14 protein-coding genes are annotated in these 14,066 nt (G+C 70.4%); 5 read left to right on the forward strand and 9 right to left on the reverse strand.

Annotated elements, in window-relative coordinates:
* Window position 1: 1 nt before the first annotated feature.
* From ACFMRZ_RS26755 to ACFMRZ_RS26765, 3 genes are read right to left on the reverse strand one after another with little or no spacing between them, the layout of a single operon-like run.
* Window positions 2-1,516 (reverse strand): carboxylesterase/lipase family protein, encoded by a 1,515-nt coding sequence (locus ACFMRZ_RS26755; protein ID WP_400181209.1) that lies wholly within the window; start codon window positions 1,514-1,516, stop codon window positions 2-4.
* Window positions 1,517-1,532: 16 nt separating this feature from the next.
* Window positions 1,533-1,778 carry a DUF2630 family protein gene (locus tag ACFMRZ_RS26760; protein ID WP_280275776.1) on the reverse strand — a complete coding sequence of 82 codons (246 nt, stop codon included), beginning with the start codon at window positions 1,776-1,778 and terminating at the stop codon, window positions 1,533-1,535.
* A gap of 9 nt (window positions 1,779-1,787) precedes the next feature.
* Window positions 1,788-2,171, reverse strand: a complete 384-nt coding sequence (locus ACFMRZ_RS26765; protein ID WP_280363841.1) for a nuclear transport factor 2 family protein — start codon at window positions 2,169-2,171, stop codon at window positions 1,788-1,790.
* Between the two features lie 76 nt (window positions 2,172-2,247).
* Here ACFMRZ_RS26765 and ACFMRZ_RS26770 point away from each other — a divergent pair, with 76 nt between their 5' ends.
* Window positions 2,248-2,820 (forward strand): TetR/AcrR family transcriptional regulator, encoded by a 573-nt coding sequence (locus tag ACFMRZ_RS26770; protein WP_400181210.1) that lies wholly within the window; start codon window positions 2,248-2,250, stop codon window positions 2,818-2,820.
* A 9-nt stretch (window positions 2,821-2,829) separates the two neighbouring features.
* On the opposite strand, the gene ACFMRZ_RS26775 is transcribed toward ACFMRZ_RS26770, so the two are convergent.
* On the reverse strand, window positions 2,830-4,203 hold the full coding sequence (locus tag ACFMRZ_RS26775; RefSeq protein ID WP_400181211.1) for a PLP-dependent aminotransferase family protein: 1,374 nt from the start codon (window positions 4,201-4,203) through the stop codon (window positions 2,830-2,832).
* Window positions 4,204-4,272: 69 nt separating this feature from the next.
* Between ACFMRZ_RS26775 and ACFMRZ_RS26780 the strand changes: the two genes are divergently transcribed.
* Window positions 4,273-4,971, forward strand: a complete 699-nt coding sequence (locus ACFMRZ_RS26780; protein WP_400181212.1) for a pyridoxamine 5'-phosphate oxidase family protein — start codon at window positions 4,273-4,275, stop codon at window positions 4,969-4,971.
* A 42-nt stretch (window positions 4,972-5,013) separates the two neighbouring features.
* Here ACFMRZ_RS26780 and ACFMRZ_RS26785 read toward each other — a convergent pair whose 3' ends face one another.
* Together ACFMRZ_RS26785 and ACFMRZ_RS26790 are read right to left on the reverse strand one after the other, a co-directional pair.
* Window positions 5,014-6,258: a hypothetical protein gene (locus ACFMRZ_RS26785; RefSeq protein WP_400181213.1), complete on the reverse strand. Its 1,245-nt coding sequence runs from the start codon at window positions 6,256-6,258 to the stop codon at window positions 5,014-5,016.
* A gap of 19 nt (window positions 6,259-6,277) precedes the next feature.
* Entirely contained in the window at window positions 6,278-7,045 is a 768-nt protein-coding gene (locus ACFMRZ_RS26790; RefSeq protein ID WP_400181214.1) for a crotonase/enoyl-CoA hydratase family protein, read from the reverse strand.
* 161 nt (window positions 7,046-7,206) lie between these two features.
* Here ACFMRZ_RS26790 and ACFMRZ_RS26795 point away from each other — a divergent pair, with 161 nt between their 5' ends.
* Both ACFMRZ_RS26795 and ACFMRZ_RS26800 read left to right on the forward strand, forming a co-directional pair.
* Complete coding sequence (locus tag ACFMRZ_RS26795; protein WP_400181215.1) at window positions 7,207-7,803, forward strand: TetR/AcrR family transcriptional regulator; 597 nt, start codon at window positions 7,207-7,209, stop codon at window positions 7,801-7,803.
* A gap of 9 nt (window positions 7,804-7,812) precedes the next feature.
* Window positions 7,813-9,432, forward strand: a complete 1,620-nt coding sequence (locus ACFMRZ_RS26800; RefSeq protein ID WP_400181216.1) for an acyl-CoA dehydrogenase family protein — start codon at window positions 7,813-7,815, stop codon at window positions 9,430-9,432.
* Between the two features lie 9 nt (window positions 9,433-9,441).
* Here ACFMRZ_RS26800 and ACFMRZ_RS26805 read toward each other — a convergent pair whose 3' ends face one another.
* The 3 genes from ACFMRZ_RS26805 to pgi all read right to left on the reverse strand — a co-directional run bounded on the left by ACFMRZ_RS26805 (window position 9,442) and on the right by pgi (window position 12,511).
* Complete coding sequence (locus tag ACFMRZ_RS26805; protein WP_400181217.1) at window positions 9,442-10,287, reverse strand: heme-binding protein; 846 nt, start codon at window positions 10,285-10,287, stop codon at window positions 9,442-9,444.
* A 141-nt stretch (window positions 10,288-10,428) separates the two neighbouring features.
* Window positions 10,429-10,854: a hypothetical protein gene (locus ACFMRZ_RS26810; RefSeq protein ID WP_400181218.1), complete on the reverse strand. Its 426-nt coding sequence runs from the start codon at window positions 10,852-10,854 to the stop codon at window positions 10,429-10,431.
* A gap of 19 nt (window positions 10,855-10,873) precedes the next feature.
* Complete coding sequence (pgi, locus tag ACFMRZ_RS26815; protein WP_400182980.1) at window positions 10,874-12,511, reverse strand: glucose-6-phosphate isomerase; 1,638 nt, start codon at window positions 12,509-12,511, stop codon at window positions 10,874-10,876.
* A 76-nt stretch (window positions 12,512-12,587) separates the two neighbouring features.
* Between pgi and ACFMRZ_RS26820 the strand changes: the two genes are divergently transcribed.
* Complete coding sequence (locus tag ACFMRZ_RS26820; protein ID WP_280371672.1) at window positions 12,588-14,039, forward strand: NAD-dependent succinate-semialdehyde dehydrogenase; 1,452 nt, start codon at window positions 12,588-12,590, stop codon at window positions 14,037-14,039.
* Window positions 14,040-14,066 lie beyond the last annotated feature (27 nt).

Genomic DNA, 14,066 nt, shown 5'->3' on the forward strand with positions numbered 1-14,066 from the left:
CCTACCCCAGCGCCGGGACGCGGACGCCTTCCCACGCAAGACGTTTCGCGCGCTCCGGGTCCACCTCCACCCGCGCCGGATGGTCGATGATCCGGGTGCTGCGCCGCTCCACGGAGTACTCCGGCCAGGAGTCGAGCGGTTTCCCGGTGCGCGCGAAGGCCAGCCAGTTCTCCTGGAACTCGTTCTGCACGGCGCGGAATCCGCGCTGTCCGCCGGCCGCCGTCATGGCCCGCCCGACCGCGGTGTCGACGCCGCCGAACACCGGGATCAGATCGAGCGCGTGCGTCGCCCCGAATCCGGCCAACTGCACCGCGCGCGGGGCGAAGTCGTAGCGGTACGCGTAACAGCTCGCATGCTTGCTGTGCCCTTCCAGCAGGGCGATCGTGGGCCGCCAGAAGACGAAGTCACCGCCCATCCGCACCGCCGCGCGACGGCCCGGAAACCCGGGATAGGCGGCGACGACACGCTTTTCGAGGTCTTCGCCACCGCACCGGGACAGCGCGGTGTGCAACTGTGCCGCGGTGGTGGGCAGGGTCCGGTCGAAACGCTGGAACAGCGTGCCCTCGTCGCGATTGGTGCCGATGATCAGCGGAACCGGGTGCGCGCTGCCGTCGGCGCAGGCGTCGACGGGCGCCTGTGGCAGATAGTCGCCGTCGACCACCGGCGCGGCGGGAAAGCTGCCCGGCTGTTCCCACAGCACCTGCCCGACAGCGCGGTCGACCGCCTTGCGAATGTCGTTGGCGCCCAAGGTAGTGAGCGCGGTGGCGGCGTCCTCCCTCGCGACGCCGAGGTTGTCCAGACAGCGGCGGGCGAAGTCGCGCGCCTCCTCGGCAGTCATCGCCCAGTCCGCCGGAGCGCTCTGGGCGATGCCCCGATGGAACAGGCCCGCCGCCGCGGGTGTGGCCAGCAGACTCACCACGGCGTGCGCGCCCGCCGACTCCCCGAAGATGGTGACATTGCCGGGGTCCCCGCCGAATGCCGCGATATTGCGCTGCACCCAGCCCAGCGCCGCCACCTGGTCACGCAGGCCCAGATTCGATTCGAAAGGCCTTTCCGCGGTGGAGAACTCGCTGAAATCGACGTAGCCGAAGGCGCCGAGCCGGTAGTTGAGCGACACCACGATCACGTCGCCCCGCAACGCCAGCCGCGCTCCGGAGTAGAGGCCCAGCGCCGACGTGCCGAGCACGTAGCCGCCGCCGTGGATGAACACCAGCACCGGCCGCGGCGCGGACGACGGTGTGATCGGCGCCGTGACATTCAGGGTCAGGCAGTCCTCGGCGGTCGGCTGGGAGCGGCGCGGGCCGATGAGGGCCCCGCGCCGGTGCTGCATGGCCGCGAATCCGAAGTCGGTCGCGTCCCGTACGCCGGTCCAGGGCTGGACCGGTTGCGGCGCCCGGAAGCGCAGGTCACCGACCGGGGGAGCGGCGTAGGGGATGGACCGCCAGCGCAGCACGCGGCGGCCCCGACGACCCCGCACGATGCCGTCGGCGGTCGTGATATCTGTCGTTGCCACCATCCAGCGATGGTATCCGTTACTGGAGGTACCCCTCGACCTGCTTGGCGGAGTTGGACTGGGCCTCGTCCGGGTTCTCGCCCCGGTCGGTGCGGGCGCGCCGCTGTCGCAGCAAGTCCCAGCACTGGTCCAGCATCACCTCGAGATCGGCCAGCTGGGCGCGCTCCTGCTCCGGATCGAGCGACCCGCCCTCAGCCTTGGACCGCAGCTGATGCTCCCGATCCACCAGGTCTTTGATGCGCGAGAGAATGTCCTGTTCGGTCATGGGACCATGCTACGGAACGGTGCGGGTGAGCCCGTGGGAGCGGCGCATTCGCCCGTCGGGGGTGAACTCGCCGAACAGGTACACCTCGGTCGTGATCTGGCGTTCGTTGCGCATGTGGGCATGGATGGTCAGCCGGGCGGCGACCCGGCCGCCCTCGGCCAGCGCCTCGTGCACCTCGATCCGGTAGTCCCGCAGGTTCTTGCGGATCGGCCGCAGATGGGCAACCAGGCGCTCCCGATCGATGCGAATGCCGTCACTGATCTCCACCACATCCGGGGTGTGGAAGCGGTCGACGATCTGTCCCGGATCGCCCTCACTCAGGGCCGCGTCGGTGAAGCCGGTGAAGAAGTCGGCGATGAACTGCTCCGGGGGGAGGTGTGCTGCGTGGTCCATGGGCGCTCCAGCCGTAGAATTCTGACAACGCTGTAAACGTTAGGCTTCGGCCGTAAATTTGACAAGGGTGTAAGAGTTGGTCAGTTCGAGTGCACCGCGTCGCCGCGCCGACGCCGAGCGCAGCCGCGCGGCCATATTGGAGGCCGCGACTCGGCTCCTCGCCGATCGGCCCGGCGCGGGGCTGGCCGCCATCGCCGCGGAGGCGGGAGTGACACGCCAAACCGTCTACGCGCACTTCGCCTCTCGCGACGAACTGCTCGCGGCGGTGATGGATATCGTGACCGAGCGGACGATCGCGGCGATGAACGCCGCCGACCCCGACAGCGGCCCCGCGGCCGACGCCCTCGTGCGCATGCTCGAAATCAGCTGGCGCGCCTTCGAGAGCCATCCGGTGCTGCACCGGGTGGAGGCGACGCCCCAGGGCGACCGGGACCGCCATGTCCCCGTCGACGATTATCTGCGACGACTCATACGCCGAGGTCAACGTGCCGGAGAGTTCGACCGGACGCAACCGCCGAGCTGGCTGGCCGCCGCCGTCATCGCGCTGGGGCACGCCGCCGGGGAAGAGGTCAAGGCCGGGCGCATGAGCGTCGAGGAGGCCGAGGAGCGGCTGCGCGTGAGCGTGCTGCGGCTGGTCGGGCCGGACTGACGAGCGGACCTATGCGGTCGCCAGACACTCCGCCGCGATCGCCAGGGCGGCGTGCAGGTCCGTCTCCGGCAGCGCCGAATAGCCCAGTGGCACTCCGAAATTCCGCTGCTCGCCGAGGTGGTGCCGGGCCAGGCGGTCGAGGAGGACGCCGCGTCGCCCTGCGGCCGCTACGGCTCGTTGTTCCGCCGCGGCCGACGGAAGCGCCACCAGCACATGGGAACCCGCATCGTCACCGAGGACCTCCAGGCCGCGACCGCGCAGCTCGTCGACCACCGCCGCCCGCCGCGGCGGCATCTTGCGGCGTAACCGCCGCAGGTGGCGGGCCAGATCGCCGTGCCGTGCCAATTCGACCAGCACCTGCTGGCCGATCGGTGCGGGGCCCGTGCCGGTGGTATTCCGGTGTGCTGTCACCGCTTTCGCGACAGCGGGCGCCGCCACGAGCCAGCCGACGCCCAATGTCGGACTGAGAATCTTGGACGTGGTCCCCAGATGCACCACCACGTCCGGGGCCAGCGTGGCGAGCAGCGGCAGCGGGGCCGTGTCGTAGCGCAATTCGCCGTCGTAGTCGTCCTCGATCACGAAAGCTTCCGTGCGGCGGGCGAATTCGATCAACTCCACGCGCCGTCCCGCGGGCATGCGGGCGCCGAGCGGAAATTGATGGGCGGGAGTGCAATACACCGCCGCTACGCCGGGCGGGATCAGGTCGACCCGCAGCCCCTCGGCATCCACCGGCACCGGCGCCACCCGCACGCCCGCCGCGCGGAAGGCGCCCACCGCCCGCTGGTAGCCGGGATCCTCCATCGCCACCACGGCCTCAGGGCGCAGCAGCGTGGCGGCGAGTTCGGCGACGGCGGCGCTGGTTCCGGCCGTCGCCAGCACCACGGTGTCGCTACCGGCCGCCAAGCCGCGGTGCCGCAGCAGATGCTCCGACACCATGGTCCGATAGTCGGGATCACCCCGTCTGTCCTTGCGCGCCACGGGAATACGGTCGGAGGCCGAACGCCACGCGCGGCGCCAGGCGGCCCGGTCGATCGCCGCCACACAGGGTGCGCCGGGCGCCAGATCGTATCGCGGCGAGGCGGTTTCGTCCTCGAAGGCCGGATCGGCAGGCTCCGGCGCCGGAACGGGAGCGGCCGTGAGGAATGTGCCGGATCCGTGCCGCCCGGTCAGCCAGCCCTCGGCGTGCAGTTGGTCGTAGGCCGCGGTGACGACGGTGCGGCTGACTCCCAGCCGGCCGGCGAGCGCGCGCGAGGACGGCAACCGGTCGCCGCCGCGGAGCCGGCCGTCGGCCGCCGCCGCGCGCAGGCCGTCGGCGACCTGAACGGCCATCGGCCGGGCGGAACCGCGGTCGACGGTGAGGATCAAATCCTCCGCAGCGCTCATGAAGTGGTCTTTCATTCTTCTGTCGAATTGGCCGTTCAATGATGCCATTGTAGGGAACATGCTGGTGACATGACCGAGTCACATGCCGCCCGGACCCCGCTTTCCCCGACGTCGCGCAGCACCCTCACGCGCTATCGGGACCGCGCCGCCGCCGATCGCGGGGCGCTGGACGCGGTTCTCGACGACGGTCTGATCTGCCACCTCGGCGTGCTGCTGCACGGCGCGCCGGTGGTGCTGCCGACCACCTACGGTCGCGACGGCGACACGCTCTACCTGCATGGTTCCACCGGCGCCGGGAATCTGCGCGCCGCCCTCGCCGAACCCGTGTCGGTGGCCGTCACACACCTCGACGGCATCGTCTACGCCCGCTCGGCCATGCATTTCTCGATGAACTACCGCTCGGCGGTGATCCACGGGCGGGCCGTCGAACTCACCGATCGGGAGGAGCGCCTGCACGGCCTGCGCGCCGTGGTCGAGCACGCCGCACCCGGCTCCTGGGATTACGTCCGCCCGCCGACCAACAAGGAACTGGCCGCCACCATGGTTCTCGCGCTCGACCTCACCGAGGCATCGGTGAAGACCCGGGCCGCCGGGCCGAGCGATGACCCCGCAGATCTCGGTTCCGACGTCTGGGCAGGTGTACTACCGGTCCGCCAGGTCTTCGAAAAGCCGGTTCCCGCAGCGGATCTCGCGTCGGATATCGACCTCCCGGAGCATGTGCGTGCCCGGGTCTCGTCCGCATCGGCACCGGTGCGCGCACGATCGTAAGTTATCCGGGCAAGGCGCACAGTGCGGTGCGCCACCGCCGAGTCACCAGCTGGTGTTCAGCAGGTCGAGCGAGTCGAGAGTGGCTGTCGCGAACGCTCGGAGGGATTCGGCACTCTCGATGTGGTTTGGATCCAGCGAAACAAGCGCGAGTGTGTAGGTGTGTGCGGCGCGGGAGAGGTACGCCGACAGGCGGGTTCGCGGCAGCTGGGACCGCAACAGTCCGGGATGGATGGCGCGCGCCGCGACGCCGGTGCAGCGGTGCGGGCCGAGGTGGGTGAGCGACGCCGGTAGCGCGCCGATATTGGAGCACAGCACATCTCGCTCACCCGCGCCCCGCGACAGACGGTAGGCCAGCCGCTCGGGCAGCACCTGGAGCAGTTCCTCGGGCAGCCCGCTCGGAGCGGACATGCGGTGTTCGTATGCGGCGCGGCACTTCTCGCGCAACGTCGCGGGCGTATCGGCGCGCGTGACCGTGACCTCGGTCATCGCCATGTCGTTGTCCACCCGTGGCTCCGCCCGCGTGTCGACCGGAACGCTGGCGTCGATGGTAGGTTCGGGAAACCCGCTGTCCCACAGCATCTTCGCGACCAGATACACGAACAGACTGTTCGCGGTGCCGCCGTGCGCGGCACTCACCAGCTCCCAGTCCGCCGCCGGAACTTGCAGCACGGCACCGCATGTCGCGTCCCGTCCGGCGCTGGTGACCCGCGCGGCAGGTGCGGTCGGCCGACTCGGCACGCCGCGTCGCAGCGCGCGCACCGTACCGCCCAGCACGATCGACCACTGCCGCCGCGCATCGGCCCAATCCGATTCCGCCGCCGCGATTTCCGCGCCGTGCACCCCGGCCGCCCCGGCCAGCGCCCGGTCGACCGCGATCGTCAGGCCACGCCCGTCGGCGAGCGCGTGCGAACACGTCAACGACACCACCGACCCGCCGTCGTCCAGCCGTGTCGCCGACAACCGCCAACCCGGCCCGAACTCCGGATCGAGATCCGACCCCTGCAGATCCGCCCAGTCCAGCAGCTCCGCGGCCGGGAGCGGTCGGGCGGCGATACGCAGCGGATGCGCCGAGTCGTTGGCCCGCCAGGACGGGCGCGCGCCCGGCACCCGCGGACGCACCACCCGCCGCCCCAGCGAACCGACGCGCAACGCCGCGTGCACCTGCTCCAGCACGGCCGGTGTCACCCGATCGGCGGTGCGCCACAACCCTTGCAGGACGATCGGCGTACCGAGGCCGCGATGCGTGCGCAGGAAGATCTCGTCGACGACACCGAGTCGATTCGTCACCGGTGGCCGCTCCGCTCGACTACGCCGAAGCCCCGTGCCGACCCGCGCCGGACGCGAAGCGCTGGGCACCGGCCAGCGCACCCTCCGCGTCCGACAGCGCGGTCAGGCCGTGGCGGAACTCGTTGCCGATCGCGGCCTCCTCGTCCAGCCCCCACTGCTCCAGCGCGGAGGTCCGGTCCGAGCGCAGACAGGTCTGCGGCAGCGCGGCCAGTTCGGCGGCGAGTTGTTCTGCGGCCGTGCGGGATTCGCCCGGCGGCACGACATGGTTCACCAGCCCGATCTGCAACGCCTCGGCGGCGCCGACGGCGCGGCCGGTGAGAATCATGTCCATGGCCCGCCCCGCGCCGATCAGGCGGGGGAGCCGCACCGTGCCGCCGTCGATGAGCGGCACGCCCCAGCGCCGGCAGAACACCCCGAAGGTGCTGTCCTGCTCGGCAACTCGCAGGTCCGCCCACAGCGCCAGCTCCAGTCCGCCGGCCACCGCGTAGCCCGAGACCGCCGCGATCACCGGCTTGGACAGTCGCATCCGGGTCGGACCCATCGGCCCGTCGCCGTCGGCGGCCGCTCGGTTGGAGCGTTCGGTACCAAGGGATTTCAGGTCCGCGCCCGCGCAGAACGTGCCACCCGCGCCCCAGAGCACCGCCACCGAGGCCTTCGGGTCGGCATCGAACTCACGGAAGGCGTCGGCCAACGCCTGTGCGGTGGGTCCGTCGACGGCGTTGCGGGCCTCCGGGCGATCCAATACCACCGTGCACACCGGGCTGTTGCGTTCGATCCGGACGCTCATGACCGAACCGCCGTTCCACCGGGCGGCATCGCTGTGTCGAAGGTGTCTGCGGCCACGTCCGCTCCTCGCTGTCGTCGACCGCCGCGACCCGCGCGGCGTGCCGTTCCCGACCCGACCATACCCCCTTGCGGCAAGAAATGAATCCGTGATTCACTTCTTGTATGGCCTACCGCAGAACCCCTGCCGTGCAGGCCCGCCTCGACGCGCAGGCGGGCGCGATCGTGCACGCCGCCGCCCGGGTGCTGTCCGAGCGCGGGTTCTCGGGTCTGTCCATGGCGGCCGTCGCGGCCGAGGCGGGCGTGGCCACCGGCACCGTCTACAAGAACTTCAGCGGCAAGACCGAGCTGGTGACGGCGGTCTTCCGCGATGTGGTCACCCGCGAGGTCGCGGCGGTGGCGGCGGCCGGCGCCGAGGGCACCTCCGTAGAGCGGGTCACCGCCGCGGTGGAGACCTTCGCGGGCCGCGCGCTGAAGAACCCGAAACTGGCCTACGTACTGCTGGCCGAGCCGGTCGACGCGGCGGTCGATACCGAGCGGCTGCGGTTCCGCCGCGCCTTCGCCGAGACCTTCCAGTCGGCGGTCGCCGAGGGCGTCGCGAACGGCCAACTGCCGCCGCAGGATCCGCGGGTCAGCGCGGCCGCCCTGGTCGGCGCCATCGGCGAGGTGCTGGTCGGTCCGCTGGCCGACGGGCTACACGGCGAAGCGGTGGTGCCCGAACTCGTCACTTTCGCCTTGCGGGCCTTGGGCCTGCACGAATAGGAGTCCAGCATGCTCACCCACGAAGTGTTCAACCAGGTTCCCCACCTCGTCCCGTTCGACTTCTCCCGCAATCCCGCGCTACTCGAGGGGCTGCACCGGGAGGGCGCGGGCTGGGCCGAGGCCGAGGTGCGCGAATTGGGCGCGCTCGCAGGCGGTTCCGTGGCCCAGGAGTGGGGACGCCTGGCCAACGACAACCCGCCGGTGCTCCACACCCACGACCGCTACGGCCACCGCGTCGACGAGGTCGAGTTCCACCCGTACTGGCACGAGCTGATGCGGGTGGCCGTGGCCCACGGCCTGCACGGCAGTCCCTGGCTCGACGAGCGTCCCGGCGCGCATACCGCCCGCGCCGCCAAGTTCTACACCTGGGGCATGGCCGACGCCGGTCACATGTGCCCGATCTCGATGACGTACGCGGTCGTCCCCGCGCTGCGGCACAACCCGGAACTCTCGGCCCGGTTCGAGCCGCTGCTGGGTTCGCGCACATACGATTTCGGGTTGCGGGAGCCCTCGTCCAAGTCCGGCCTGATCGCGGGCATGTCGATGACCGAGAAGCAGGGCGGCTCCGACGTGCGGGCCAACACCACGACGGCCACGCCGCAGTCCGACGGCACGTACCGCATCGTCGGGCACAAGTGGTTCACCTCCGCGCCGATGTCGGACATGTTCCTCACCCTCGCCCAGGCCCCCGGCGGGTTGTCGTGTTTCCTGCTGCCCCGGGTGCTGCCCGACGGCAGCCGCAATCCGCTTCGGCTGCAACGGCTCAAGGACAAACTCGGCAACAAGTCCAACGCCTCCTCGGAGATCGAGTACGAGAACGCGGTGGGCTGGCTGGTCGGCGCGGAGGGCGCCGGGGTCAAGACCATCATCGAGATGGTGAACATGACCCGGCTGGACTGTGTGATCGGCTCGGCCACCGGGATGCGGGCCGGCGTGGTGCACGCGGTGCATCACGCACGGCATCGGGAAACCTTCGGCGCCAAGCTCATCGACCAGCCCGCGATGCGCAACGTCCTCGCCGATCTGGTCATCGAGTCCGACGCGGCGACCACGGTGATGATGCGCCTGGCCGGGGCCACCGACCGCGCCGGCGCCGATCCGGCCGAGGCGGCGCTGCGCCGCATCGCGCTGGCGGTCACGAAGTACTGGGTCTGCAAGCGTGCCCCTGCGCATGCCGCCGAGGCGCTGGAATGCCTGGGCGGCAACGGATATGTCGAGGAGTCCGGGATGCCGCGGTTGTATCGCGAGGCGCCGCTGATGTCGATCTGGGAAGGCTCCGGGAACGTCGCGGCGCTGGACGCGCTGCGCGCGATGGGCCGCCAGCCCGAAACGGTGGAGGCCTATTTCAACGAGGTCGCCCTGGCGCGCGGCGGCAACCACCATCTCGACGACGCGATCGACCGCATCGGCAAGGAACTCACCGATCTGACCGACATCGAATACCGCGCCCGTCGCGTGGTCGAGTTGATGGCGCTGGTGCTGCAGGGCGCGCAGCTGGTCCGCCACGGGCACGCCGCCGTCGCGGACGCCTTCTGCGCCACCAGGTTCGGCGGTGACTGGGGCATCGCGTTCGGGACGCTGCCGGTCGGCGTCGACACCGGGGCCATCCTCGAGCGCGCCTTCGTCTGACGGCGCGCCCTACTGCTTCACCAGCGTGGCGACCTGCAGGTGGGGCCAGTCGACCGGCACGGCGGGGTCGGGCTGCGGTCCCGCCGGAAACCGTAGGGTCGCATGCTGGCTGTACTGGAGTTGCAGGGTTTCGGTGCCGTCGGGACGCTGCACCGTTTCGATCCACAGCACGGACCGCAGCGCGACGGCCTCCGCGTTCGAGGTGACGAAGCCGATATTGCGGATATCGGCCGGGCCCGTCCGGACGTCGAGGGTGGTCGTGTGCAGCACCGTCTGTTCCTTCAGCACCCGGCGCAGCAGCACCGCGGGGTTGCGCAGGGTCTCGTCCGGAATGCCCGGCGGCAGTTCGGTTCCGGTCGGCGGGAAGTAGCCCTGGCCGAACATGAAGCCGCGCGGCGTGGAGTCCAGCGGCGGAATGTCCGGCGCCCCGGGGACATCCGCCATCGGTGCGCCCTGGGCCAGGAAGGAGTCGCCGTGCGGAATGTTGCCCATCCGCACCACGGTCGGCCCCGACGGCGGCGCGGAGGTCGGTGGCACGAACAGCCACATGCCGTTCTCCACGTGGAGCGATTCGCTGGTCTGCGCGTCGGAGATCTGCTGTAGGTAGTGCAGTCCGCGAAAGACGATGTCGTCCTGGAGGTTACCGCGGTTCAGGATGGGCGCGCCGATCTCGGTGAAGGTCAGCGTCTCGTGAGTGGCGTTGAGGCGCAACCGAAACGGCGCGCCGCCCTCGTGGTCCGGCAGTTCGGCGAGGCTGAATCCGGTGCCCATCCAGGTTCCGGGCAGGTTCTGGAGCGGACCGAGGTCGGCGGCGTCGCCGGGCTGCGGTGCGGCGGCGCGAAAGACGGTGGACATGGACCCTCCCGAGACGAGTTCCCCCGCGTACCGGTGTACCGCCGCGCCGCTTTCCGCGCATGCCCCCAATTCGGTCGTGCGGGTTCGGGTCCTATGAGAAAGCACACGCTTCCGGCGCGGGATGTTGTGGCCGCGAAGGGATCAGGGCGCCGCCGCGACCGCCAGCCCGATGAGGGCGATCACCTTCAGCACCTCGAAACCGATGTACCAGTAGTGCGCGGTGGACCGCGGCCCGTCCTCGCCCGCCAGCACGCGGTCGGAGCGGCGGGTCAGCGGCGGGCGGACGACGACCACCTGCACGGCCAGTACGACTGCGGCCGCGATCAGCCACGCCCACGTCGCGCCCGATGGCCCGACCACGAGAGCGGCCACCACCAGCAGCGCCGCGAGCACCGCCTCGGCGATATTCAGCGCTCGGAACACCAGTCGGCCGATACCGAGGCCCAGGGCGAGCGTGATGCCCGGCGCCCGAAACTTCAGCGGCGCCTCGAGGAACGAGATCGCCAGCACCATACCCAGCCACAGCATCGGCAGGAACCACAGCACATGTCGCGCAACCGACGTCATGGTCGTGACGGTACCTGCCTCACCGCCGCGCGCGGTACCACCGGATCAAGGCATCCGTCGACGAATCCGGCTGTGGCGCGGGATCCTCGGCGGCGGTCAGCAGCGGTTCCAGTTCGAGGGCCTGCTGCTTGCCCAGTTCCACGCCCCACTGATCGAAACTGTCGATCCCCCAGATCGCGCCCTCCACGAACACCTGGTGCTCGTACAGCGCGATCAGCTGCCCGACCACCCCCGGGGTGAGCCGTTCGGCGAGGATCGCGGTGGTGGGCCGGTTACCCGGCATCACCTTGTGCGGCACCAGCTTCGGGTCGGTGCCCGCGGCGGCGATCTCGGCGGCGGTCTTGCCGAACGCGAGCACCTTGGTCTGGGCGAACAGGTTGCTCATCAGGATGTCGTGCATGCTGCCGGTGCCGTCGCGGGTCGGCAGGTCGTCGGTGGGCCGGGCGAAGCCGATGAAATCCGCCGGGATCAGCCGCGTGCCCTGGTGCAGCAACTGGTAGAAGGCGTGCTGCCCGTTGGTGCCGGGCTCGCCCCAGAAGATCTCCCCGGTCGATGTGGTGACCGGGGTCCCGTCGGCGCGCACCGATTTGCCGTTGGACTCCATCGTCAGCTGCTGCAGATAGGCCGGGAAGCGGGCCAGATCGTTCGAATACGGCAGTACCGCACGGGATTCCGCGCCGAAGAAGTTCGAGTACCACACCCCCAGCAGACCCAGCAGCAGCGGCGCGTTGGCGGCCGGGGGAGCGGTGCGGAAGTGCTCGTCGACGCTGTGCATCCCGGCCAGGAATTCGGCGAACCGCTCCTTGCCGACGGTCGCCATCACCGACAGCCCGATCGCCGAATCCACCGAATAGCGCCCGCCGACCCAATCCCAGAAGCCGAACATGTTGGCGGTGTCGATCCCGAACGCCGACACCCGTTCCGCGTTGGTGGACACCGCCACGAAATGCTTGGCGACCGCGTCCTCGCCCAGCGCGGCGACCAGCCAGCGGCGCGCGGCGGTCGCGTTGGTCAGCGTCTCCAGCGTCGAAAACGTCTTGGACGCAACGATGAACAGCGTCGTCGCGGGGTCCAAGCCGTCGAGCTTCGCGGTCAGGTCCGCCGGATCGATGTTGGAGACGAACCGCGCCGAGATGCCCGCGTCGGCATAGTGCCGCAGCGCCTGATGCACCATCACCGGACCCAGGTCCGAACCGCCGATGCCGATGTTCACCACCGTGCGGATGCGTTCGCCGCTCGCGCCGCGCCACTGCCCCGAGCGCAGCGCGTCGGTGAACTCGCCCATCCGGCGCAGCACCTCGTGCACCTCGGCGCCGGCGTCGGCGCCATCGATGGTCATCGACGCGCCGGGCGGCAGCCGCAGCGCGACGTGCCCGACCGCGCGATCCTCCGAGGTGTTGATGTGCTCGCCGCCGAACATCGCGTCGCGGCGCCGCGGCACCCCCGCCGCCTCGGCCAATTCGACCAGCAGATCGAGGGTTTCGCGGGTGACACGGTGCTTGCTGTAGTCGATGTGCAGGTCGGCGACCTCGATGGTCAGGTCCCGCCCGCGTTCCGGATCTTCGGCGAAGAACTCGCGCAGGTGCCGGTCGGCAATGGCCGAATGATGATCGCGCAGTTTCCGCCAGGCCGCCGTCGCGGTGATGTCGCTGCTCACAAACTTCGACATTACCCACCCGATACGTACCGCGCTGGTTCCGGCGGGCGCCCGCGTCGGCTCGTAGGCTTGGGGCATGGTGTCCGAACGCGAACTCCTCGATTCAGTCCCTACGCAGCTGTGGATCGGCGGGCCGGTGGATGCCACCGGTGGCGCGACGTTCCCGGTCGAGAATCCGGCGACGGGCGAACCGCTGACCCACGTGGCCGACGCCGCCCCGGCGGACGCGGTCCGCGCCCTGGACGCCGCGGTCGCGGCGCAGGGCGAATGGGCCGCCACCACGTCCCGCGATCGCGCGGAGATCCTGCGCGCGGTCTACGACCGAATCGTCGAGCGCACCGAGGACCTGGCGCTGCTGATGACCCTGGAGATGGGCAAGGCACTGCCGGAGAGCCGCAACGAGGTGCGCTACGGCGCCGAGTTCTTCCGTTGGTTCAGCGAAGAGGCGGTCCGCGTGCACGGCCGCTACCAGACCGCGCCGACCGGCACCGGCCGCATCGTGGTGCACAAGCAGCCGGTCGGGCCCTGCCTGGCGATCACGCCGTGGAACTTCCCGCTCGCCATGGGGACCCGCAAGATCGGCCCGGCCCTCGCGGCGGGCTGCACGATGATCGTCAAACCGGCCTCCGCCACCCCGCTCACCATGCTGCTGCTGGCGCGGCTGTGCGCCGACGCGGGTCTGCCCGCGGGCGTGCTGTCGGTGATCACCAGCAGCCGTTCCAGCGCCGTCACCGAACCGCTGCTCACCGATTCCCGCCTGCGCAAGCTGACGTTCACCGGCTCCACGGAGGTCGGCCGGACGCTGGTCGAGAAGTCCGCGCACGGCCTGCTGCGCACCTCGATGGAGCTGGGCGGCAACGCCCCGTTCGTGGTGTTCGAGGATGCCGACGTGGACGCCGCCGTCCAGGGCGCCATGCTCGCCAAGCTGCGCAACGGCGGCGAGGCGTGCACCGCGGCCAACCGCTTCCACGTGCACAACTCGGTGCGCGCCGAATTCACCGAGAAGTTCGTCGCCGCGATGGGCGAGGTGAAGCTCGGCCCCGGCAGCGACCCGTCCACCACGCTGGGTCCCCTGATCAACCAGAACCAGCTCGATACCGTCACCGAACTGGTGGACGACGCGGTCGCCAAGGGCGCGCAGGTCGCCATCGGCGGCAAGGCCCCCGGCGGGCCGGGCTACTACTTCCCGGCGACGATCCTGTCCGATGTGCCCGAGTCGGCCCGCATATTGCGCGAAGAGGTCTTCGGCCCAGTTGCGCCGATCGTCGGCTTCGATACCGAGGAGCAGGGTCTGGCCGCCGCCAACGACACCGAATTCGGTCTGGTCGCCTACGCCTACACCCGGAATCTGGACCGCGCCCTGCGCATTGCCGAGGGCCTGGAATCCGGCATGGTCGGGATCAACCGCGGCGTCATCTCCGACCCCGCCGCGCCCTTCGGCGGCGTGAAGGCGTCCGGTTTCGGCCGTGAGGGCGGTTTCGAGGGCATCGACGAATATCTGTCCACCAAGTACATCGCGCTGCCGTAGCGCGGCATCCGGGCAGAAGAAAACCGC

It is taken from the genome of Nocardia sp. N2S4-5, from assembly GCF_044628355.1.
Classification (GTDB): Bacteria; Actinomycetota; Actinomycetes; order Mycobacteriales; family Mycobacteriaceae; genus Nocardia; species Nocardia wallacei_B.

Coding starts and splice junctions, on each gene's coding strand:
- ACFMRZ_RS26755 (WP_400181209.1), bottom strand. CDS start 1,516: ATGGTGGCAACGACAGATATCACGACCGCCGACGGCATCGTGCGGGGT.
- ACFMRZ_RS26760 (WP_280275776.1), bottom strand. CDS start 1,778: ATGACCGAACAGGACATTCTCTCGCGCATCAAAGACCTGGTGGATCGG.
- ACFMRZ_RS26765 (WP_280363841.1), bottom strand. CDS start 2,171: ATGGACCACGCAGCACACCTCCCCCCGGAGCAGTTCATCGCCGACTTC.
- ACFMRZ_RS26775 (WP_400181211.1), bottom strand. CDS start 4,203: ATGAGCGCTGCGGAGGATTTGATCCTCACCGTCGACCGCGGTTCCGCC.
- ACFMRZ_RS26780 (WP_400181212.1), top strand. CDS start 4,273: ATGACCGAGTCACATGCCGCCCGGACCCCGCTTTCCCCGACGTCGCGC.
- ACFMRZ_RS26790 (WP_400181214.1), bottom strand. CDS start 7,045: ATGAGCGTCCGGATCGAACGCAACAGCCCGGTGTGCACGGTGGTATTG.
- ACFMRZ_RS26795 (WP_400181215.1), top strand. CDS start 7,207: ATGGCCTACCGCAGAACCCCTGCCGTGCAGGCCCGCCTCGACGCGCAG.
- ACFMRZ_RS26800 (WP_400181216.1), top strand. CDS start 7,813: ATGCTCACCCACGAAGTGTTCAACCAGGTTCCCCACCTCGTCCCGTTC.
- ACFMRZ_RS26805 (WP_400181217.1), bottom strand. CDS start 10,287: ATGTCCACCGTCTTTCGCGCCGCCGCACCGCAGCCCGGCGACGCCGCC.
- ACFMRZ_RS26810 (WP_400181218.1), bottom strand. CDS start 10,854: ATGACGTCGGTTGCGCGACATGTGCTGTGGTTCCTGCCGATGCTGTGG.
- ACFMRZ_RS26820 (WP_280371672.1), top strand. CDS start 12,588: ATGGTGTCCGAACGCGAACTCCTCGATTCAGTCCCTACGCAGCTGTGG.